Source organism: Sphingomonas sp. SUN039 (assembly GCF_024758725.1).
GTDB lineage: Bacteria > Pseudomonadota > Alphaproteobacteria > Sphingomonadales > Sphingomonadaceae > Sphingomonas_O.
This window is the reverse complement of record NZ_CP096972.1, coordinates 1,545,398-1,564,600: the sequence shown is the minus strand read 5'-3', so window position 1 is coordinate 1,564,600 and position 19,203 is coordinate 1,545,398. Positions and strand designations below refer to the sequence as shown.

Here is a 19,203-nt window from a genome sequence, read left to right as displayed (position 1 = left end):
TTGCGCGCATGACCACCCACGACATCGACCGCACGCTCGGCTTCACGATCACGCACCGCCACGCGCGGGGGCGTGTGGCACGGCTGGGGCCGGTGCTCGACACCATCCTTGCCGCACACGCCTATCCGCCTGCGCTCGAACGCCTGCTGGCCGAGGCACTGGTGCTGACGGCGCTGCTCGGTGCGTTGCTCAAGAATAACGACGGACAAATGACCCTGCAGGCCCAGACCGAAGCCGGTATCGTCGATCTGCTGGTCTGCGACTATAAGGGGGGCGAACTGCGCGGCTATGTGCGCCATGACGGCGACCGCCTGGCCGAAGCGCCTGCCGACCCCTCGCTGTTCGCGCTGTTCGGCAAGGGCTATCTGGCGATCACGTTCGACCAGGCGGTGTCGGGCGAGCGTTATCAGGGTGTTGTTCCGCTCGAAGGGGGCTCGCTCGCGGATGCGGCGCAAAGCTATTTCGCGCAGTCCGAGCAAATTCCCAGTCTCGTCCGCATTGCGGTGGGGCGCGACGAGCACGGCTGCAAGGCGGGTGGGTTGCTGCTCCAGCATTTGCCCGAGGGCGAAGAAGGGCGCGAAAGGCTGCATACCCGGCTCGATCATCCCGAATGGGAGCATGTCGCGATATTGGGCAGTACGCTCGGTCCCGACGAGCTGCTCGACCGTGCCCTGCCGCTCGAAACCATCGTCTGGCGGCTGTTCAACGAGGAGGACGAAGTGCGGTTGCTCGGCGGTGCCGCGCTCGCCAAGGGGTGCCGCTGCGACGCCGCGCACATCCGCAGCGTCCTTGCCCAGTTTCCCGAGGACGAACGCATGGCCATGGCCGATGGCGACGGCAATATCGGGGTCGATTGCGCCTTTTGTTCGCGCGTCTTTCCCATCGCGGCACGGGAAATTGTAACGCCTGTGTAAACTCGCCCCTAACAATCTGTTTTCGAATCGCCTATATCGGCAACCGGTCGCAATACAGGGGCAGGAAGCGCGGGTGCGCTCGACCTGCTGTGCAGGGGTGCATAGGTGACCATGTCGATACGCTATTTCGTGTTGCCGCTCGTCGGCCTGCTTGCCACAGCGGCCGACGCGCCGCCCTTGACCGCGCTTGCCCAGTTGCAGCCGGGCAAATGGACGTTGACCTCGCGCGACGGCGATTTCGCGACCCGTTCGGTGTGCATCGGCGACCCCAGGGTGTTGATCCAGATCCGCCAGCCCCTGCCAACGTGCAACCGCTTCGTCGTCGCCAACGATCCCCGCCGCGCCATCGTCAGCTACAGCTGTGCGGGGGCGGGGAACGGCCTGACGACCATTCGCGTCGAAACGCCGCGTCTTGCCCAGATCGAGACACAGGGCGTCGCCGGGGGCGCGCCGTTCGATCTCGCTATCGAGGCGCGGCGCACGGGCGAATGTCCCGCGTTATCGATGCGTTAACCATTCCGGGATATACGAAAGACTGCGGATCGGGTTCGAGACGCATTTTCCTCCCTAGTGGGCCGAAAGGCCATGACTGGGCCGCCTTTCGGGGCGGCCTTCTTTTTTGAGCGCCTTGCGATGCGTGATTGAGCGGCCTAGCGGCGCGTGATGACGCTCTCCGCCGCACCCGAAAACGCCATTGCCGTTGCCCTTGTCTCGGGCGGACTCGATTCGATGGTTGCCGCCGGCATGGCGCGGGCGGCGGGATATCGGCTGTTCGCGCTGACCATCGACTATAACCAGCGACACCGGATCGAACTGGCCGCGGCGTCGCGCGTGGCTGCGATGCTAGGGGCGGAACGCCATGTCGTCCTTCCCCTCGATCTCACGCGTTTTGGCGGTTCCGCGCTGACCGACGCGACTATCGCTGTACCGGGAGGCGGGGTCGAGCCGGGCATTCCGGTCACTTATGTCCCGGCGCGTAATACGATTTTCTTGTCCGTCGCGCTCGGCTGGGCGGAGGCAGCAGGCGCGAACGACCTCGTCATCGGGATCAACGCCCTCGATTACTCGGGATACCCCGACTGCCGCCCCGAATTCATTACCGCGTTCGAGGCAATGGCGCGCACCGCAACCAAGGCCGGAGTCGAGGGGGCGACGCTCACCGTCCACGCGCCGCTCGCGGCGATGAGCAAGGCCGATATCGCCCGCGCGGCCGCCGATTTGGGGCTGGACGCAGGGGCAACCTGGTCGTGTTACGATCCGACGCCGGCGGGCAAGCCCTGCGGCATCTGCGACAGCTGCCGCCTGCGCGCCAAGGGCTTTACCGAAGCCGGACTGGTCGACACGTCGCTATGAGCTATGCGGTCAAGGAGATGTTCCTGACGCTGCAAGGGGAGGGGGTGCAGGCGGGGCGCCGCGCGGTTTTCGTCCGCTTTGCCGGATGCAATCTGTGGAGCGGGCGCGAGGAAGACCGGGCCACTGCTGTCTGCCAATTCTGCGACACCGACTTTGTCGGGACGGACGGGGCCGGTGGTGGGCGCTTTGCCGATGCCGGTGCGCTGGCCGATGCAGCACAGGCCTTTTGGGGCGAAGGCACCGTACTTCGCTACGCCGTGCTGACCGGGGGCGAGCCGATGCTTCAGATCGACGATGCGCTGATCGATGCGTTCCACGCGCGCGGCTTCGAGATCGGCGTCGAGAGCAATGGCACGATCGCGGCCCATCCCGGTATCGACTGGCTATGCATCAGTCCCAAGGCCGGAAGCCAGGTCGTCCAGCATAAAGGCGACGAGCTCAAGCTCGTCTGGCCGCAACCCGGCAGCGATGTGGCGGCGATGGAATCATGGGCCTTCGACCATTTTCTGATCCAGCCGATGGACTGCGCCGAGGCCGCCGCCGCGCGCGATGCGGCGATCGCGCTGGTGATGGGACGCCCGCAGTGGCGTCTGACGACACAGGCGCACAAAATGCTGGGCCTTCGTTAGTAGATATACCCGCAGCTGCTGATGTAACGGCCCCGCCGGTCCCAGCATTCGTTCGCCAGATTGACCGCCGGCAGGTTGATGCGCGTCGAACGGAAGAGCTGCTCTCCGCCGGGTACCATGCTGTTGCGGAATTCGCGCAGTCGTTCGACCGTGAAGATCGTAAAGCCGCCGCGCGGGGCAAAAAGGGCCTTTTTGCCGATGCGCGAGGCCGTCTGGCAGAACCCGTATTGGCTGCTGACGGTCGAAAAGCCGCTATAAGTTTTCGTCCCGTATTTATCGAGGGCACCCTGTGCGGCCTTGGGTGCCTTGTTCATCCGCACGAAGTATTTCCGCAGCGTGTCATAAGCGGCGGCGAGCTCGACCGCGTGGTTGATATAGACCCCGTCGTAGCTATCCGACGTCAGCAGCGTCGCATCGAACTTGCACTGCAGCTTGGCGACGTTCAGCCCGGCGCGCATCTGCCACGCCCAGTTCGCGCGTTCCTCGGCAACGGTTGCACCGGGCAGGGTAACCCCCATGGCGGGCTCGCCCGGCATCAGCGCAGGCCCTGTCACCGGCGGCGACTGCCAGAAAATCTGGGCGGCAGCAGGCACAGGCACCAGCATCGGTGCCGCCGCGATCAACAGGGGTGCCAGGATCGGCAAACGCATCGAAAATTCCCTCTCATCGGTCTTCGCGCCACTCTCTAGGCGGCATCGGCCAGTGACGAAACCCTTAGCGGGTACGCGCAATTGCCCTGCGATGAACGGCGCGACTTCTACGGCAGGCAAAAGAAAAGGCCGCCCGGTCGCCCGGACGGCCCTTTCCAAAAAACAATCGCTCAAAAGCGCGAAATTACATCGCGTTCGTGGCGTTCGTCGCGTTGGTCATCGCGTTCGCCGCGTTGTCCATCGAGTTGGCAGCGTTGTCCATCGCGCCGTCGGCGTTGGTCATCGTGTCGTTGACGGTGCCTTCCATGGCGTTGGCAGCGTTCATGTCGGTGGCGTTGTCGACGGTAACGTTGGTCGACTCGGTCTTGCTGCAGGCGGCGACGGCGAACGCGGCGGCGGCAATCATCGAAACAGTAGCAATCTTGCGCATTTTTGTGCTCCCTAGGAAATGGCGGACTTGGACGGCCTTTGCCCTAATACCCAAATCGCGGTGGGCTTTAGCTTTTCTTGTTTCGGTCCTCAAGCGAATTGTGTCAATTTTCCGGCAATCGCGTCACACTGTCCAGAAAATGGCTGAATTCTGCCATTAGCGCGGTGTCGAATTCCGCCATTTTTGCGGCGACACCGAGTTTTTCGAGGCTGGTGACCGCGAATTCGGGCAAGCCGCAGGGCACGATTCCGCCAAAATGCGACAGGTCGGGCGCGATGTTGACGGAAAAGCCGTGGAGCGACACCCAACGGCGCACACGGATGCCGATCGCGCCGATCTTTGCTTCCTGTCCGCCGTCGTCGGTCCAGATGCCGATTCGGCCGGGCGCGCGCCACGCGGCGACACCGACACGCGCCAGCGCGGCAATCACCCACCCCTCGACGGCATGCACGAAACAGCGCACGTCGCGGCCGCGTTTGCCGATGTCGAGGACGAGATAGCCGATCCGCTGACCCGGCCCGTGATAGGTGTAACGCCCGCCGCGCCCCGCCGCATAAACCGGAAAACGTGGATCGAGCAGTTCGGCAGGATCGGCGCTGGTCCCGGAGGTGTAGAGCGGCGGGTGCTCGACCAGCCAGACGGCCTCGCGCGCTTCGCCTGCGGCAACCGCCGTGGCGCGTGCCTCCATCCACGCCAGCGCTTGCGGATACGGCACCGGCGCTTCGGCAACGATCCACTCTATCGGCCAGTCGATGTCGGAAACGATGTTCACTTGTGCGTCATGCACCGATTGCCTAGCGCCGGTCAAAGCAGCGACGGAGCGCGACAAGCATGAATTTTACCTATGACCGCGTCTGGGCCGACCTTGTCGCGATGGTGCGGGCCAATGCCGCGCTGCTCGCGACATTGGCGGGAGCTTTCCTGTTTCTGCCGTCGTTCGCGCTCTGGCTGTTCGCGCCGATGCCAGAGCCGCCGACCGGGGGCGGCGGAGACGGTGGCGAGGGGCTTCGCTTCATCATGGACTATTACCGCGGCAACTGGCCGGGGCTGCTCCTGGTCAGCGTCGTGAGCACGTTCGGGCAGGCGGCTATCGTCTCGTTGCTGCTCGACAGGAATCGGCCGACAGTCGGCGAAGCGCTGGCCAAGGCAGGGCGGTTGTTTCCGATGTATTTCCTGCTCGGGATTATGACCAGCCTGGCGATGGGCTTCGGCTTTTTCCTGCTTTTCGTGCCGGGTATCTACCTGCTCGGACGGCTGACCGTCGCAGGCCCGGTGATGATCGGTGAAAATGTCGCGAACCCGATCGAGGCCATCCGACGGGGCTGGATCTACACAAAGGGTCTCGGTTGGCGGATCGCTGGGCTGATCCTGCTGATCGGGATCACCGGCTGGATCGGTTTTTCGGCGATATCTTCGGTTCTGGGCGTTGTCGCCGGTCTGGTCCTGCCCACCGAGGCAAGCGCCCTGGTAAAGGCGTTCGCCGATGCGCTCGGCGGCGCGGCGCTGGCGCTGCTCGTCGCGGTGCTGACTGCGGCAATCTACCGCCAGCTCAGAGGCGGCGATTCGGCGCTCCCCGATATCTTCAGCTAAGAATCGGCACTTGCGGCGCGGCGTTGCGGGGCAGGTGGCCGGTCAGGCGAGGGTCGGGGAAGGTCTCGATCTCGCGCTTGAACGCCACAAAGCCCTGCGCGCGATAGAAATTCAGCGCCGACGGATGGTCGAGCGAACAAGTGTGCACCCAGACGCGCGTCACGTCCTTGCGCCACGCGCGCGCCAGCGCCTCGCCCATCAGCCAGCGGCCGTGTCCGTTACCGTTGAGTTCGGGCACCAGTCCGAAATAACCGATCTCGCAATTTCCGGGCTCGCGAAAGTCGAGTTCGAGGATGCCGACCTCGATTCCGCGCGGGTCGGCGACCGCATAGACCTCGACCGCCGGATCGCCGATGATTGCCGCTACCGCCGCGCCCGGCATCACCGTGCGCGAGAACCACAGCCAGGGCGTGCCGACTCGGCTGAACAGCGTACGGTACTTCGCGAGATCAGGCTGCGGCCATGCGACCAGCCGCAACGGGTGCACCCGCAGCGGCTGAGGGCGCGGGCGTTCGGTCATCTCCAGATGCGTGACGATGGCGGCGCAATGGCCGGGCGGGACCGCCGTCAGCGCCATGTCAGCTCCACGTGGCGCGCGGCGGCAGGCTCATCAGAATCGCGTCGATATTGCCGCCGGTCTTGAGGCCGAACGACGTACCGCGATCGTAGACCAGGTTGAATTCGGCATAGCGGCCGCGCCATTCGAGCAGCGCCTGTTCCTCGGCTTCGGTGAAGGGCGTCGCCATCCGTCGCCGCACGATCATGGGATAGGAGTCGAGAAACGCTTCGCCCAGCGCGCGGGTCAGCGCGAAATTGGCGTCGAAATCGCCTTCCATATGGTCGTAGAAGATGCCGCCGACCCCGCGGTGGACCTTGCGGTGCGGCAGCCAGAAATAATCTTCGGCCCATTGCTTGAAGCGCGGATAGTCGCCGGTCGGGCTGGCGGCGCAGGCGCGCTCCATCGCCGCGTGGAAATCGGCGGTGTCCTCGTTCTTGGGCAGCGCAGGATTGAGGTCCGCACCCCCGCCAAACCAGCGCTTGGTCGTGACCAGAAAGCGGCAATTCATGTGCACTGCGGGGACGTGCGGATTGGACATATGCGCGACCAGGCTGATCCCGGTTGCAAAGAAATTGGGGTTCTCGCCCGCACCATGGATCGAGGGCGCGAATTCGGGCGCGAACGCACCGCCGACGGTCGAGACATTGACGCCGACCTTCTCGAATACCTTGCCCTTCATGACGCCGCGCACGCCGCCGCCGCTGTTGCCGCTGGCGTCGTCGTCGCGGAACCACTCCAGATAGTCGAACTTCGCCTCGCTCGCCGCTTCGCGCTCGATGCTTTCGAACGACGCGCAAATCCGGTCGCGTAAGCGTTCGAACCAGTCGCGCGCCTGTTGCTGTTCGGCGTCGAGTTCGATCATGCCGGCAATTCCCCCGTTTGTCTGAGCGCCTCGGTTAAGGCGATTGCGGCGGCGACCGCAAGGTTGAGCGAGCGCACGTCCCTCGAAATCGGGATGCGGACAGCCGCGTCGCAGGCGGCAGCGACGTCGGCGGGAACGCCCGAGCTCTCGCTGCCCATGACCAGTGTGTCGCCGGGCATGAACGCGAAATCGTGGAGGCGCTGTTGTGCCTTGGTTGTCAGCAGGATCAGGCGGGCAGGGCGGACCGCCCGGAAGGTTGCCCAGTCGGCGTGGCGCTCGACCGGCACCTGCGCGGCATAATCCATTCCGGCACGGCGCATCCTGGCATCGGACCAGACGAATCCGCACGGCTCGACCACATCGACCGGCACGCCGTAACAAGCGGCGAGGCGCAGCACCGCCCCCATGTTTCCGGCGATTTCGGGCTGATAACAGGCCAGACGCATGCGCGATGCCGTAGGGGCAGCGGCAAACCGTCACAAGCCTGCCATTTTCGCATTTGCAAGCCACGAGCGAGACGCTATCAGCGCGCCGACAAGCGCCGTCACGCGGGCCATCCTGCTTTCGCGTCGGCCAACTTGGGGACAAATCTTTATGGCCGGAACGGCTGTTACAGACGCCGACGCCGTTATCGCGGCAGAACCCGAACTGCGCCGCCGCGATGTTATCAACATTGCGGCTGTTGCCTTTGCCGGGGTCGGTGTCATTCCGATCGCCGCTGTCGCGATCAACCAGATGAGCCCGTCGGCCGACGTGCTCGCGCAGGCGACGACCGAAATCGACATCTCGAAGATCGCAGCCGGTCAGGCGATCAAGACGATCTGGCAGAAACAGCCGCTCTTCGTCCGCAACCTGACGCCGGTGGAAATCGCCGAAGCCAACAAGGTGCCGGTCGACAGCCTGCGCGATCCGCAGTCGCTCGCCGACCGCACGAAGCCAGGTAAAGAGAACTGGCTGATCACGCTGGGTGTCTGCACCCACCTTGGCTGCGTGCCGCTGGGCGCTGGCGAGGGCGAAGTGAAAGGCGAGTTCGGCGGGTATTTCTGCCCTTGCCACGGCTCGGTGTACGACACCGCCGCGCGCATCCGCAAAGGCCCGGCACCACAGAATCTGCATGTGCCCGACTATGTGTTCCGGTCGGACACCCTTGTCGAAGTGGGAGCAAAGGCATGAGCTTTCCCTGGGCCCAGCATTATGCGCCGAAGCATCCCTTCATGCGCTATCTCGACGAAAAGCTGCCGCTACCGCGCTTCGTCTATAATGCCATCGGTGGCGGTTATCCGGTGCCGCGCAACCTCAACTATTTCTGGAACTTCGGCGTCCTCGCCGGGCTGGCGCTGGTCGTACAGATCGTGTCGGGGGTCATCCTTGCGATGCACTACCGCGCCGACGGTGGGATTGCGTTCGACTCGGTCGAACACATCATGCGCGACGTGAACGGCGGCTGGTTCTTCCGTTACCTGCACGCCAACGGCGCATCGATGTTCCTTGCGGTCGTTTATGTCCACATGGCACGCGGGCTCTATTACGGTTCGTACAAGCCGCCGCGCGAAGTCGTCTGGCTGCTCGGCGTCGTCATCTTCCTGCTGATGATGGCCACCGCGTTCATGGGTTATGTGCTGCCGTGGGGCCAGATGAGCTTCTGGGGTGCACAGGTCATCACGGGGTTCTTCTCGGCGATTCCGCTTGTCGGCGATACGATCCGCGTGTGGCTGCTGGGCGGATTCGCGCCCGACAATGCCGCGCTCAACCGGTTCTTCTCGCTGCATTACCTGCTGCCATTCGTGATCGCCGGGGTCATTATCCTCCATATCTGGGCCCTGCACATTCCGGGCTCGTCGAACCCGACCGGTGTCGATGTGAAGGGCGAGGTCGATACCGTCCCGTTCCACCCGTATTACACGGCGAAGGACGGCTTCGGGGTTGGCGTGTTCCTGATCATCATGGCGCTGCTGGTGTTCTTTGCGCCGAACCTGCTCGGGCATCCCGATAACTATATCGCGGCGAACCCGCTCTCGACGCCGGCGCATATCGTCCCTGAATGGTATTTCCTGCCGTTCTACGCGATCCTCAAGAGCTTCACCTCGGACTTCCTGTTCATTCCGGCAAAGCTCTGGGGCGTGCTGGCGATGTTCGGGTCGATCCTGCTGCTGTTCTTCCTGCCGTGGCTCGACACCTCGCCGGTGCGGTCGGCGAATTACCGGCCGACCTACCGCAAGTTCCTGTTCGTGCTGCTCGCCGACGTCTTTGTCCTCGGCTATGTCGGCGGTGCGGAGCCGACGGCAGTCAACGTCATGCTGGGACAGGTCGCCACGACATATTACTTCCTGCACTTCCTGATCATCCTGCCGCTGGTTTCGATGATCGAACGGCCGCTGCCGCTGCCCAATTCGATCACCGAAAGCGTGCTTGCGAAATACGGCGTCACGGGCGGCGCGGGGGCATCGCCCACGCTCCAGCCCGCCGAATAGGGGTTACAAATGGTTCGTCCGATCGGAATGCTGGCCGGTGCCGGCTTCGTCCTCGCCCTGCTTTGGTCGCTGGCGTGGAACGTCGTCGCCTATGTGCAGGACCCGCCGGTCCCGACGGTGGAGCATGAGTTCCACTTGAAGCCCAAGGAGAACATCTCCTGGTCGTTCGAGGGCGTCGGCGGTAAATACGATAACCGCCAGCTGCAGCGCGGCTTCCAGGTTTACAAGGAAGTCTGCTCGGCCTGCCATTCGCTCAAGCAGGTGGCGTTCCGCGACCTCGAGGAAATCGGTTTCAACAAGGCCGAAGTGAAAGCGATTGCCAAGAACTGGGTCGTCGAAGTGCCGTCGATCAACCCGGAAACCGGCGAACCGGCCACGCGCAAGGCGATGCCGTTCGACAAATTCCCGTCGCCCTATGCGAACGAGACGATGGCGCGCGCGTCGAACAACAATGCGCTGCCGCCGGACCAGTCGCTGCTGGCCAAGGCGCGCGAGGGAGGGCCGCACTATCTCTATTCGCTGCTGACCGGGTATCAGGACCAGCCGGCGGAACTGCTCAAGAAGTTCCCCGACGCGAAAACGCCGGACGGGTTGCACTACAACCCGTATTTCCCGAACCTGAATCTCGCCATGGCGCCGCCGCTGGCCGATGGACAGGTGACCTATGCCGACGGGACGCCGAACACGCAGAAGCAGATGGCCAAGGACGTGTCCGCCTTCCTGATGTGGGCCGCCGAGCCGAACCTGCCGACGCGTCACGCGGTTGGCTGGGCAACGCTGGCCTATCTGCTGGTGCTGACGGGTCTGGCTTATCTCGCCTATCGGAGCATTTGGGCAGACAAGAAGCCCAAGAAGGCCAAGTGAACCGCGACCAGCTGAAGGCGCTGGTCCGGACGATCCGCGACTTTCCGAAGCCGGGGATCCAGTTCCGCGATATTTCGACCCTACTCGCCGATGGACCCGGGTTCGCGGCGGCAGTGGCTGCCATGACCGATATCGCGCGCCCGCTGGCTCCCGACCGCATCATCGCCATCGATGCGCGCGGTTTCCTGTTCGGCGCACCGGTTGCGGTGGCCCTGGGGGCAGGGGTCATACCTGCGCGCAAGCAAGGCAAGCTGCCCGGTGCCACCCTGGGCGTCGATTACGACCTCGAATACGGGACCGACCGGCTGGAATTGCACGTGGGCGCGGTGTTGCCCGGCCACCGCGCGCTCATCGTCGACGACCTGATCGCGACTGGCGGGACCGCCATGGCATGCGTGAAGCTGCTCCGCGAAGCCGGGGCCGAAGTCGTCGGCGCGGTGTTTGCTATCGACCTCCCCGATCTGGGCGGTGCCGACCGGCTGCGCGCCGAAGGCGTTCCGGTCGAGAGCCTGATGGCGTTCGGCGGACACTAAGCCACGGAACCGGCAACGCTTTTCGCCGTTTCCGCTTCATGTCCTTCACTCAGCTCAATCCGCCACTGCCGCTGACCGTCCTCGACATGGGCAAGGGCTACGCCATCGGCGTGATAGATTACGGGCAGGAGCATAATCTGATCTGGGTCACGGCGCTCGACGAGTCGGGCGAAATCTGGTGCGCGCCCAACCCGATGGTGCGGTTCCAGTCGAACTGGACAATGGGACGCGGACGCCAACCCGCCAACGACGCGAAATTCCCAAAGGCCTGTTAGGCGGGCCGCCGCCGGATCAACCCGATTGCCACAGTCGTCATCACCGGTTCGTCATGCTGGTTGAACACCGTGGCGCGCGACAGGAACGATCCGATGTCGGGCTTGCTGCGCGACGGCGTCTTTTCGAGGACTTCGGTTTCGACGCGCAGGACATCGCCGGGATAGACCGGTTTCAGCCAGCGTAGCTCGTTCTGCCCCGGCGATCCAAGACCGGCCTGCTGCACCGTCGACATATTCTCGACCAGCATCCGCATCATCATCGCACACGTATGCCAGCCGCTCGCGGCGATCCGCCCGAAATGCGTCTGCGCGGCGGCCTCGTCGGACAAATGAAAGGGTTGCGGGTCGTATTTCTGCGCGAATTCGAGCACTTCCTCGCGCGTCACTTCATAGCGACCGAAGGCGGCCTTGGTGCCGATGACCAAGTCTTCGAAATAGAGCATCAGACGTTGAACCTGAACAGCAGCACATCGCCGTCGTGGACGACATAGTCCTTGCCCTCCGACCGCAATTTCCCTGCCTCGCGCGCGCCGCTTTCGCCGCCGCAGGCGACATAGTCGTCATAGGCGATGGTTTCGGCGCGGATGAAGCCGCGTTCGAAATCGCTGTGGATCGCCCCTGCGGCATTGGGGGCGGTGGCACCCTTGTGCACCGTCCACGCCCGCGCTTCCTTCGGCCCGCAGGTAAAGAACGTGATCAGGTCGAGCAGCGCATAACCTGCGCGAATCACGCGGGCGAGACCGGTTTCGGTCAGCCCGAGATCGGACAGGAACTCGGCGCGGTCCTCCGGCGGCATAGTCGCGATTTCGGCTTCGATCGCCGCCGAGACGACAACGGCCTGCGCACCGACTGCCTTCGCCATGTCGAACACCTTGGCCGACAGGGCATTGCCCTCTGCCGCCGCACTTTCCTCGACGTTGCAGACGTAGAGCACCGGTTTCGACGTCAGCAGCTGCGCCTGGGCGAAATGCCGCGCCTCGTCGGCGTCGCCGATGGCGGTCAGTCTTGCAGGCTTCCCAGCCCGCAATAACTCAAGCGCCTTGCCGAGGACGCCCGCCGCCGCCTTGGCCTCCTTGTCGCCCTGCTGGCCCTTTTTGATCAGGTTCGGCACGCGCTTTTCGAGCGACTCGAGATCAGACAGCATCAATTCGGTCTCGACCGTCTCGGCGTCCGCTATCGGGTCGATCTTGCCCTCGACATGGGTAATGTCGCCGTCTTCGAAACAGCGCAGCACATGGACGATGGCATCGACCTCGCGGATATTGCCAAGGAACTGGTTGCCCAGCCCCTCGCCGGTCGATGCCCCGCGCACGAGGCCCGCAATGTCGACGAACGCCAGCTGCGTCTCGATCTTCTTCGCCGACTTGCCGATCTCGACCAGCTTGTCGAGGCGCGGATCGGGCACCGCGACATTGCCGACGTTCGGTTCGATCGTGCAAAACGGATAATTCGCCGCCTGCGCCGCCGCCGTCTGCGTCAACGCATTGAACAGGGTGGACTTGCCGACATTGGGGAGTCCCACGATCCCGCATTTGAAACCCATGATCTTCTCTCTTGAGGTAAATGCTGCGGCCTTAGGCGGGGTTGCCGAGCGTGGCTATCCAATGATTGAGGTCCGCAGGAGTCTTCAACCGGATGACCTTGTCCTCATGCCCCCGAAGCACCGCTTCTGTCCGCACACGCGGGCCGCTGTTCCACCGGACGAGATACCACAGGAACGCTAGGTCGAACCGCTCCGGGCAGCCCTCGGGCATGTCGGGGCGGCTGCGCCCGCGATAGGTCCAGATGCGTCGCAGCAGGCGCGCGACGCACAGGCCGACCGGGTAATCAAGATAGACGACCGTGTCGGCGCGTGCCAGCCGCTCGGCCAGCGTGCCGCCGTAATTGCCGTCGATCAGCCAGCGGTCGGTCGTGACGATATCGTTCAGCCGCGCGCGGATCTCGTCCTTGGTGCTTTCGACCCAACCGGGTCGCCAGTTGAGCTGGTCCATATGAAACACCGGCAGCCCGAGCTGCTCGCCGAGCGTGCGCGCCAGCGTCGATTTTCCCGCCCCGCACGGGCCGATGATGAGGACGCGCTGCATGGCCTCACGCGCCCATCCGTACGGCGACTTCATTTATGAAACGCATGTCGTCGCTGTCTGCGTCACCCGCGATGAATGGCGTAGACTTGCCAACATTTGGCAGCCCAACGATCTCGTATTTGAAACTCATTTCTTGCCTTATATCCAGCGTAAATCGAGTTTTCGCTTAGGCGTGACCGCAAGCTTTGCCACAAGGAAATCGTGATATTCCCTAAGCGTAATTGATCGGCGCCAAGGGCCGCGAACGCGTAGAATTTTTCTCAGTTTTTGGATAGATTTTGTAAGGGTCTTGCAGCTCCCTAGGTATGCATCGCTCACGCGCATTGGACTGTCTCCTGCCGACGTTGACGACATCATTTGAATGCCGTAACTTACGACATGACCGATTAAACTAAATGCATCAAGTGATATTTATGTTTAGAAACTGAGGTTCATGTCACCGAGAAAGATCATCCTGCGTGAGTTAAAGCGCCTTGAGGCAGATGCCGAATTGCTCGCTGTGCTGAGAGGCTACGCCAAGAACGAAACGGGGACGCGATTGAGCGCGTTTGGTCAGGCGGTCTTGCGCGCCGGTTTCGAGTCACGTGATGAAGTGACAGCTGCCGACATTGCAAAGCTCTTGGACATTACTCCCGGCGCGGTATCGCAGCATTATTCCAAATTTCGAGCCGGTGGCTAGGTGGTTCGCATTGCCACATCGCTCATAAATCGTACGTCGTCGCCCTCGGCCAGCCATTTCGTCTCTGCCGCAATCGCCCCGAGTAGGTGCGCGAGGTCGTCCATTTCTGTCTTGGCATAATTGCCCAGCACATGCCCCGTCACGCGGTCCTTATGGCCCGGATGGCCGATGCCGATCCGCACGCGGCGAAAATCCTCGCCGATATGCGCCATTGTCGAGCGGATGCCGTTATGGCCGGCCGCGCCGCCGCCGGTACGGACCTTCACCTTGAACGGGGCGAGGTCGAGTTCGTCGTAGAATACCGTCACCTGCGGCGCTTCGAGTTTGTAGAAGCGCATCGCCTCGCCGACGCTGCGGCCGCTGTCGTTCATGAAGGTGGCGGGCTTGAGCAGCAGGATTTTCTCGCTGCCGATACTGCCTTCGCAGATCGAGCCCTTGAACTTCGCCTTCCAAGGCGAAAAGCGCCATTCCTGCGTGATCGCGTCTGCGGCCATGAAGCCGACATTGTGCCGGTGCAGCGCATATTCCGCGCCCGGATTGCCGAGGCCGACCCAGAGTTGCACCTAAATCCTCCCCCAAGCGAAGACTTGGGGGAGGGGGAGTTTGAGGTCGAACTGCCCCCGGCAGTTCGAGGTCGTGCCGGGGGCACGACCGACCTCAAACTCGTAGCGGTGGTGGAGGGGCGTGCGCTGGTCGTACCTGCTCTGAAGCCCGGACATTGCTCGCCCCTCCACCATGCTTCGCATGAGTGGCAGGTCGAACATGCCCCGCATGTTCGAGGATCGTCCGGGGGACGATCCGACCTGTCACTCCCTCCCTTGCGTCTGCGCGCAGGGGAGGATCTCGATTACTCCGCTTCGGCTTCGCCCTCGGTCGCGGTATCGCCTTCGCTCGACTTGAGCGCCGACGGGGCGACCAGCGTCGCGATGGTGAAGTCGCGGTCGGTGATTGCCGAGGCCACGCCCTTGGGCAGGGTCACGGACGAGATATGGATCGAATCGCCCACATCGGTGCCGGTCAGGTCGATCTTGATCTCGTCGGGGATTTCCGCCGCATCGCAAACGAGCTCGAGTTCGTGGCGGACCACGTTGAGCACCGCTCCGCGCTTGATGCCGGGCGAGGCGAGTTCGTTGACGAAGTGCACCGGCACGCTGACCGTAACCTTGCTGTGCTCGCCGATCCGCAGGAAATCGACGTGCAGCGGGCGTTCGGTGACCGGGTGGAACGCAACGTCCTTGGGCAGGGTGCGAAGCTCGCTACCGCCGACCGTCAGCATCACGACCGAATTCATGAAATGCCCCGTGTGCAGCGCCTTCATCAGCGCCTTTTCCTCGAGGTGGATGCCCATCGGGGCTTCGCCTGCGCCATAGACGACGGCAGGAACGCGGGCCTCACGACGCAATGCCCGGCTGGCTCCCTTACCCGCCGTCTCGCGCGCTTCGGCCGACAAAGTCAGCTGATCGCTCATTTTATTTCTCCAAGTGTTGCACCCGCCGCGCCTCCAGGGATGTCAAAGCGACGGGGAAGCGCGCGCATAGCGGGGGAGGGGGCGATTTGCAACCGACCGTGCTCCTGCGAAAGCAGGAGCCTTGGAGACGGGAGGGATGCCAGGGTCAGCAGGGCTCCTGCTTTCGCAGGAGCACAGATTCACTGCACCCGCGTCACCCGGAACCCGCGCTTCGCAACCAGTTCTTCGACCGACCCCTTGCCCGCAAGGTGCCCCGCGCCGACCGCGACGAACACCGTGCCCGGCCGCTTCATCCGCTCGCTCACCCAGCCCGCCCAATTGTTGTTGCGGCGGTGGAGCAACACATCGGCGAGATCGGGCGACAGTTTCATCTCGTCGTCGAAGGTGACGGCGATCCGGCGCACGTCGCCTGCTTTCCACGCGCCGATCATCGCGGCGAATTCCTTGCCCGCGTCGGCGGTATCGTCGGCGATGCTGGTCAGGAACTGGCGCTGCGACGCTTCGGGCAAGGTATCGAAATAGCCGAGCTGCTGTTCAGCGGTTTCAAGGCCGCCGACCGGCTTGCCCATTTTCTCGAACGCATCGGTCAATTGCGTTTCGGCTCCGTCGGCATAGCTGAGGTTGAGTTTGGCGTTGGTCGCCGACGCAATGCCGAGCGCGGCTGCCCAGGTCTCGAGTCCGTCGAGATAGGGGAGCGACAGGCCGCTGCCGTCGATCACTGCCTTCAACGCCGCCCGCTTTTCCGGCGGCACGCGGTCGAGGATCGGGGGCAGTCCGGGCGATTTTGCCAGCTTGAGCATTACCGCACCGAGCTTGGCCGGATCCTTGTCGAGCGCGACCTCGAGCACCAGTCCCTGCGACGCGGCCATCGCCTTTGCCATTGTCGGCGTCGTCCACTTCAACCCTTTGGGCAGCAGGTGGATCGTGCCGAAGAGATAGATCGTCGTATCGGCGTCGGCGACTTTCCACAGCGCAGGGCGCGCGGCGGTCGCGGGGGCTTTCGCCTCGGTCCCCCCGCAGGCGGCGAGGGCGAGGGCGGCGGTTGCAAGCGTCGGAATGCGGATCATCGGCTTTGCATAGCGCCCCGGAAGCTACGAAGGAATGCGCTTCGCCTTAAGCCGGTACGCCTTCAACCGGTCCTGGACGCTGCCCTTGCCCGCGAGATGCCCCGCGCCGACCGCGATGAAAATCGTGCCTGGCTGTTTCATCCGCGCATCGATCCACTTCGCCCAGCGTTCGTTGCGCTTGACCAGCAGCACGTCGAGCAATTCGGGCGACTGGCCCATGGCCTCGTTGAGCATTCGCGCCAGCGCCTCGGGGTCGCCCTTTGCCCAGTTGGCGACCATGGCATCGAAGAACGTTTTCGTCTCAGGCATTTGCTCGATGGTCCCTTTCAACAGGGTGAGCTGCGCCGCCTCGGGCAGCGACGCGAAGAAGCCGAGCTGTTCGTCCATTGTTTCCAGCGCGCCCAATTTCTTGGCATCGCGTTTCGCCGCTTCGGTGATCTGGCGCTCGACGCCGCTTTCGGGGTTGTAGCCCGCCTTCCCGATGGCCGTCAGCGACAGGATGGTGCTGACGAACCAGGGTTCGAACTTCTCGAACGCGGGCGCGGGCAAGCCGAGATCGGTCGCGACCTTCTCGTATTTCGCGCGCAGTTCCGGCGACAGTTTCTGGCTGAGCGGCGGGCCGTCGGGGTCGATGGCGTATTTGCCGACCAGCGCCTGCGCGACCGCCGGTTCGGGCTGGATCAGCTCGAGCACGACTTCCGACGACGCATCATAGGCCTTCTTCACCCCGCCATCGAGCCACACCGTTCCGGGTTTCAGCACATGGACGGTGCCCATCAGGTAGATCGTCGTATCCTTGTCCTTGACCACCCACAACGCCGGGTCTGCCATGAGTTTGGGTGCAGGGGCAGGGGTTTGCGCGAACGCAGGGGCGGCGAGCAGGGCAAGGAGGATAGTCTTGATACGCATGTGAAACTCCATGGCGAAAATCAGAAATAGCGGCGGTAGAACCAGACGCCGGTCCAGACGAAACTCATGGCGACGACCAGCGCCATGACATCGGGTTCGGGCACCAGCCTCGCGCGGGCGAGCACCCACCAAGCGATACCGCCGAGCAACGTGAAATGTCCTGCGACGTTCGCGCCTTCGGTGTATGCCGCCTGTTCATGCTCGTCGATCTCGCGCCACCAGCGCCAGGTCAGCCATGGCGCGAGTGTCGCGAGCAGCACCGCACAGGCAATGGCAAGGGCGGGAGACAAGGTGCCGCGGGTGTCGGTCAGCCAGCCGGCATCGTCCGACACGACCGTGGCGACCCCGCCAACCAGACCGGCCCCTAATGCAATACCGAGCCAACGCAACGATGCCCGTTCGCGCCGAGGCAGTCCGGACACGCCGGTGAACAGGCGGCGGCCGTCACGGAAAATCTGGAATGCGGCTGCGGCGCTCGCCAGCGCGACAGCGGCAAGGATGGCGAGCGCGCGCAGGCTCATGTCGGGATCGCCCCGGTCGCGGTGCGCAGCCATGAAGCCGACGACAAAACCGGTTGCGGCAATGAGCAGGAAGGCCAGCAGCGTTATCCGAAGGACGCGGACCGTCGTCGAGGGTCCGGTCGGCGCGTAATCGGTCGAACTGGTCATCCTTCGGCTCCATCGTCGAATATGGTTTCAATGGGCATGTCGAACAGCCGCGAAATCCGGAATGCGAGCGGCAGCGAGGGGTCGTGCTTGCCCGTCTCGATGGCGTTCACCGCCTGACGCGACACATCGAGCCGGTCGGCCAGATCGGCCTGACTCCAGTCGCGTTCGGCGCGCAGCACTTTCAGGCGGTTCTTCAACGGCTCGCTCTCCAGCGGTGCCATTGAAAGGTAAAGGTGAACAACGCGGGGGTTAACAACCAAAGCACGACCATCGAACGGATAATGCCGTTTATCGCACCGGTCGTGCGCTCGCTGTCGGTCAGCAATGAACCTGGAGGGATGTGGATTGTCCCCGTCGCGAGGGCAAGACTGACAAAAAACGCTATCGGCACCGGCAGGATCACCAGACATTTGAGAACGCTGCCTGCGGTTTTTTGCCATAGTTGTTCGGAAAAATCGTCGCGCATGAAGCGACAGAAGATCAGGATTGCAGGAATCAAAATCGACAGAACGAATGCGGTCACGGCAACGCTCTTTGCCGCTCCGGACAGAAAAACGCGACCGGACACAATACGAACGAAAAACTGCGCCAAGCAGAAAAGTTGGACGACAAAACTGATGTCGATCAGCCGGTAATAGAGATCGTGCCGGTTGATCCGCGCCATCACGCTGTTCCTTTCAAAATTGCTGGCACCCGGCACGGCCCGGAGGCAGGCGGGGTTGCCCGCCTCCGGACCGGCCCGGGCACCGACCGGATCAACCGCCGCGCACCGGCGCGAGGGCGGCGATCTGCACGGCGGACGAGGCCTTGGCGACTGCAAGATCGACTTGCGGCGCGGCTTGTTTCATCGCCAGCGCGACGCAGCGCTTCTCGGCGTCCAGCGCGGCGATACCGCGTTCCGACAGGGCACACAGCTGGCGCGCGGCGCGACCGACGCGGGCTTCGAGCCGCGTGCGTCCGGCGGCGGTGCCCAGGTTCAGATCGTCGGTGCGGACTTCGCTGGTGACGGGCGTTTCGGCGGGCGACGCCCACGCCGGCGCGGCGGCGGCAAGCAGGATCGTCGAAGCGACGAGGAGCATTTTCATGACTGGTTCCCTTCCTGAGGCTATACGGTCAACCTGTCAAAATGTCAGGTTGTGCTGACTATATGTCGCGATTCGCTGACTATGTCAAGCATACCTTACTTTTGGTCATTTTT

29 protein-coding genes are annotated in these 19,203 nt (G+C 63.5%); 12 read left to right on the top strand and 17 right to left on the bottom strand.

Annotated elements, in window-relative coordinates; genetic code table 11:
- Window positions 1–8: 8 nt before the first annotated feature.
- The 4 genes from M0209_RS07605 to queE all read left to right on the top strand — a co-directional run bounded on the left by M0209_RS07605 (window position 9) and on the right by queE (window position 2,896).
- The gene (locus tag M0209_RS07605; protein WP_258887679.1) at window positions 9–914 is read left to right on the top strand and encodes an Hsp33 family molecular chaperone HslO; all 906 of its coding nucleotides are present in this window, start codon (window positions 9–11) and stop codon (window positions 912–914) included.
- Window positions 915–1,019: 105 nt separating this feature from the next.
- Window positions 1,020–1,427, top strand: a complete 408-nt coding sequence (locus M0209_RS07600) for a DUF3617 domain-containing protein (protein WP_408988191.1) — start codon at window positions 1,020–1,022, stop codon at window positions 1,425–1,427.
- Between the two features lie 150 nt (window positions 1,428–1,577).
- Complete coding sequence (queC, locus tag M0209_RS07595; protein WP_258887678.1) at window positions 1,578–2,267, top strand: 7-cyano-7-deazaguanine synthase QueC; 690 nt, start codon at window positions 1,578–1,580, stop codon at window positions 2,265–2,267.
- On the top strand, window positions 2,264–2,896 hold the full coding sequence (gene queE / locus M0209_RS07590; RefSeq protein ID WP_258887677.1) for a 7-carboxy-7-deazaguanine synthase: 633 nt from the start codon (window positions 2,264–2,266) through the stop codon (window positions 2,894–2,896). Before queC ends, queE begins: the two co-directional genes overlap by 4 nt.
- Here the strand turns inward: queE and M0209_RS07585 are convergent.
- The 3 genes from M0209_RS07585 to lipB form a co-directional block, all read right to left on the bottom strand.
- The gene (locus M0209_RS07585; RefSeq protein WP_258887676.1) at window positions 2,893–3,546 is read right to left on the bottom strand and encodes a hypothetical protein; all 654 of its coding nucleotides are present in this window, start codon (window positions 3,544–3,546) and stop codon (window positions 2,893–2,895) included. The genes queE and M0209_RS07585 overlap by 4 nt on opposite strands.
- A 184-nt stretch (window positions 3,547–3,730) precedes the next feature.
- A complete protein-coding gene (locus M0209_RS07580; RefSeq protein WP_258887675.1) occupies window positions 3,731–3,952 on the bottom strand; it encodes a circumsporozoite protein in 222 nt (73 codons plus the stop codon).
- Between the two features lie 127 nt (window positions 3,953–4,079).
- The gene (gene lipB, locus M0209_RS07575) at window positions 4,080–4,748 is read right to left on the bottom strand and encodes a lipoyl(octanoyl) transferase LipB (protein ID WP_408988190.1); all 669 of its coding nucleotides are present in this window, start codon (window positions 4,746–4,748) and stop codon (window positions 4,080–4,082) included.
- 59 nt (window positions 4,749–4,807) lie between these two features.
- On the opposite strand from lipB, the gene M0209_RS07570 reads away from it, so the two are divergent.
- Window positions 4,808–5,566 carry a hypothetical protein gene (locus M0209_RS07570; protein ID WP_258887674.1) on the top strand — a complete coding sequence of 253 codons (759 nt, stop codon included), beginning with the start codon at window positions 4,808–4,810 and terminating at the stop codon, window positions 5,564–5,566.
- Here the strand turns inward: M0209_RS07570 and M0209_RS07565 are convergent.
- Genes M0209_RS07565 through M0209_RS07555 form a run of 3 tightly spaced genes read right to left on the bottom strand, consistent with a single transcriptional unit; the run spans window position 5,559 to window position 7,433 of the window.
- Window positions 5,559–6,143, bottom strand: a complete 585-nt coding sequence (locus M0209_RS07565; protein ID WP_258887673.1) for a GNAT family N-acetyltransferase — start codon at window positions 6,141–6,143, stop codon at window positions 5,559–5,561. The genes M0209_RS07570 and M0209_RS07565 overlap by 8 nt on opposite strands.
- Before the next feature lies 1 nt (window position 6,144).
- The gene (gene hemF, locus M0209_RS07560) at window positions 6,145–6,987 is read right to left on the bottom strand and encodes an oxygen-dependent coproporphyrinogen oxidase (RefSeq protein ID WP_258887672.1); all 843 of its coding nucleotides are present in this window, start codon (window positions 6,985–6,987) and stop codon (window positions 6,145–6,147) included.
- Window positions 6,984–7,433 (bottom strand): tRNA (cytidine(34)-2'-O)-methyltransferase, encoded by a 450-nt coding sequence (locus tag M0209_RS07555; protein WP_258887671.1) that lies wholly within the window; start codon window positions 7,431–7,433, stop codon window positions 6,984–6,986. Before M0209_RS07555 ends, hemF begins: the two co-directional genes overlap by 4 nt.
- 148 nt (window positions 7,434–7,581) lie before the next feature.
- Between M0209_RS07555 and petA the strand changes: the two genes are divergently transcribed.
- From petA to M0209_RS07530, 5 genes are read left to right on the top strand one after another with little or no spacing between them, the layout of a single operon-like run.
- Window positions 7,582–8,160: a ubiquinol-cytochrome c reductase iron-sulfur subunit gene (gene petA, locus M0209_RS07550; protein WP_258887670.1), complete on the top strand. Its 579-nt coding sequence runs from the start codon at window positions 7,582–7,584 to the stop codon at window positions 8,158–8,160.
- Window positions 8,157–9,458 (top strand): cytochrome b N-terminal domain-containing protein, encoded by a 1,302-nt coding sequence (locus M0209_RS07545; protein WP_258887669.1) that lies wholly within the window; start codon window positions 8,157–8,159, stop codon window positions 9,456–9,458. The genes petA and M0209_RS07545 overlap by 4 nt, the downstream gene beginning before the upstream one ends.
- A gap of 9 nt (window positions 9,459–9,467) precedes the next feature.
- Complete coding sequence (locus M0209_RS07540) at window positions 9,468–10,322, top strand: cytochrome c1 (protein ID WP_408988189.1); 855 nt, start codon at window positions 9,468–9,470, stop codon at window positions 10,320–10,322.
- Window positions 10,319–10,855, top strand: a complete 537-nt coding sequence (locus M0209_RS07535; RefSeq protein ID WP_258887668.1) for an adenine phosphoribosyltransferase — start codon at window positions 10,319–10,321, stop codon at window positions 10,853–10,855. Before M0209_RS07540 ends, M0209_RS07535 begins: the two co-directional genes overlap by 4 nt.
- Window positions 10,856–10,893: 38 nt before the next feature.
- Window positions 10,894–11,130: a hypothetical protein gene (locus tag M0209_RS07530; RefSeq protein WP_258887667.1), complete on the top strand. Its 237-nt coding sequence runs from the start codon at window positions 10,894–10,896 to the stop codon at window positions 11,128–11,130.
- Here the strand turns inward: M0209_RS07530 and M0209_RS07525 are convergent.
- From M0209_RS07525 to M0209_RS07515, 3 genes are read right to left on the bottom strand one after another with little or no spacing between them, the layout of a single operon-like run.
- The gene (locus tag M0209_RS07525; protein WP_258887666.1) at window positions 11,127–11,573 is read right to left on the bottom strand and encodes a MaoC family dehydratase; all 447 of its coding nucleotides are present in this window, start codon (window positions 11,571–11,573) and stop codon (window positions 11,127–11,129) included. The two genes, M0209_RS07530 and M0209_RS07525, sit on opposite strands and share 4 nt — an antisense overlap.
- Complete coding sequence (ychF, locus tag M0209_RS07520) at window positions 11,573–12,673, bottom strand: redox-regulated ATPase YchF (protein ID WP_258887665.1); 1,101 nt, start codon at window positions 12,671–12,673, stop codon at window positions 11,573–11,575. The genes M0209_RS07525 and ychF overlap by 1 nt, the downstream gene beginning before the upstream one ends.
- A 31-nt stretch (window positions 12,674–12,704) precedes the next feature.
- Window positions 12,705–13,214 (bottom strand): AAA family ATPase, encoded by a 510-nt coding sequence (locus M0209_RS07515; RefSeq protein WP_258887664.1) that lies wholly within the window; start codon window positions 13,212–13,214, stop codon window positions 12,705–12,707.
- Here M0209_RS07515 and M0209_RS07510 point away from each other — a divergent pair.
- Both M0209_RS07510 and M0209_RS07505 read left to right on the top strand, forming a co-directional pair.
- Entirely contained in the window at window positions 13,213–13,419 is a 207-nt protein-coding gene (locus M0209_RS07510; RefSeq protein ID WP_258887663.1) for a hypothetical protein, read from the top strand. The genes M0209_RS07515 and M0209_RS07510 overlap by 2 nt on opposite strands.
- Before the next feature lie 228 nt (window positions 13,420–13,647).
- A complete protein-coding gene (locus M0209_RS07505; protein ID WP_258887662.1) occupies window positions 13,648–13,893 on the top strand; it encodes a transcriptional regulator in 246 nt (81 codons plus the stop codon).
- Here the strand turns inward: M0209_RS07505 and pth are convergent.
- The 8 genes from pth to M0209_RS07465 form a co-directional block, all read right to left on the bottom strand.
- Window positions 13,890–14,456, bottom strand: coding sequence for an aminoacyl-tRNA hydrolase (gene pth / locus M0209_RS07500; protein WP_258887661.1), 567 nt, complete (start codon window positions 14,454–14,456; stop codon window positions 13,890–13,892). The genes M0209_RS07505 and pth overlap by 4 nt on opposite strands.
- 284 nt (window positions 14,457–14,740) lie before the next feature.
- Entirely contained in the window at window positions 14,741–15,361 is a 621-nt protein-coding gene (locus M0209_RS07495; protein WP_258887660.1) for a 50S ribosomal protein L25/general stress protein Ctc, read from the bottom strand.
- 179 nt (window positions 15,362–15,540) lie between these two features.
- Window positions 15,541–16,428: a TraB/GumN family protein gene (locus tag M0209_RS07490; RefSeq protein WP_258887659.1), complete on the bottom strand. Its 888-nt coding sequence runs from the start codon at window positions 16,426–16,428 to the stop codon at window positions 15,541–15,543.
- A 24-nt stretch (window positions 16,429–16,452) separates the two neighbouring features.
- Window positions 16,453–17,337: a TraB/GumN family protein gene (locus tag M0209_RS07485; protein ID WP_258887658.1), complete on the bottom strand. Its 885-nt coding sequence runs from the start codon at window positions 17,335–17,337 to the stop codon at window positions 16,453–16,455.
- Between the two features lie 20 nt (window positions 17,338–17,357).
- Entirely contained in the window at window positions 17,358–18,005 is a 648-nt protein-coding gene (locus M0209_RS07480; protein WP_258887657.1) for a hypothetical protein, read from the bottom strand.
- Window positions 18,002–18,202, bottom strand: a complete 201-nt coding sequence (locus M0209_RS07475; RefSeq protein WP_258889591.1) for a helix-turn-helix transcriptional regulator — start codon at window positions 18,200–18,202, stop codon at window positions 18,002–18,004. The genes M0209_RS07480 and M0209_RS07475 overlap by 4 nt, the downstream gene beginning before the upstream one ends.
- A complete protein-coding gene (locus M0209_RS07470) occupies window positions 18,199–18,669 on the bottom strand; it encodes a hypothetical protein (RefSeq protein WP_258887656.1) in 471 nt (156 codons plus the stop codon). The genes M0209_RS07475 and M0209_RS07470 overlap by 4 nt, the downstream gene beginning before the upstream one ends.
- A gap of 91 nt (window positions 18,670–18,760) precedes the next feature.
- A complete protein-coding gene (locus M0209_RS07465; RefSeq protein WP_258887655.1) occupies window positions 18,761–19,090 on the bottom strand; it encodes a UrcA family protein in 330 nt (109 codons plus the stop codon).
- Window positions 19,091–19,203: the final 113 nt, after the last annotated feature.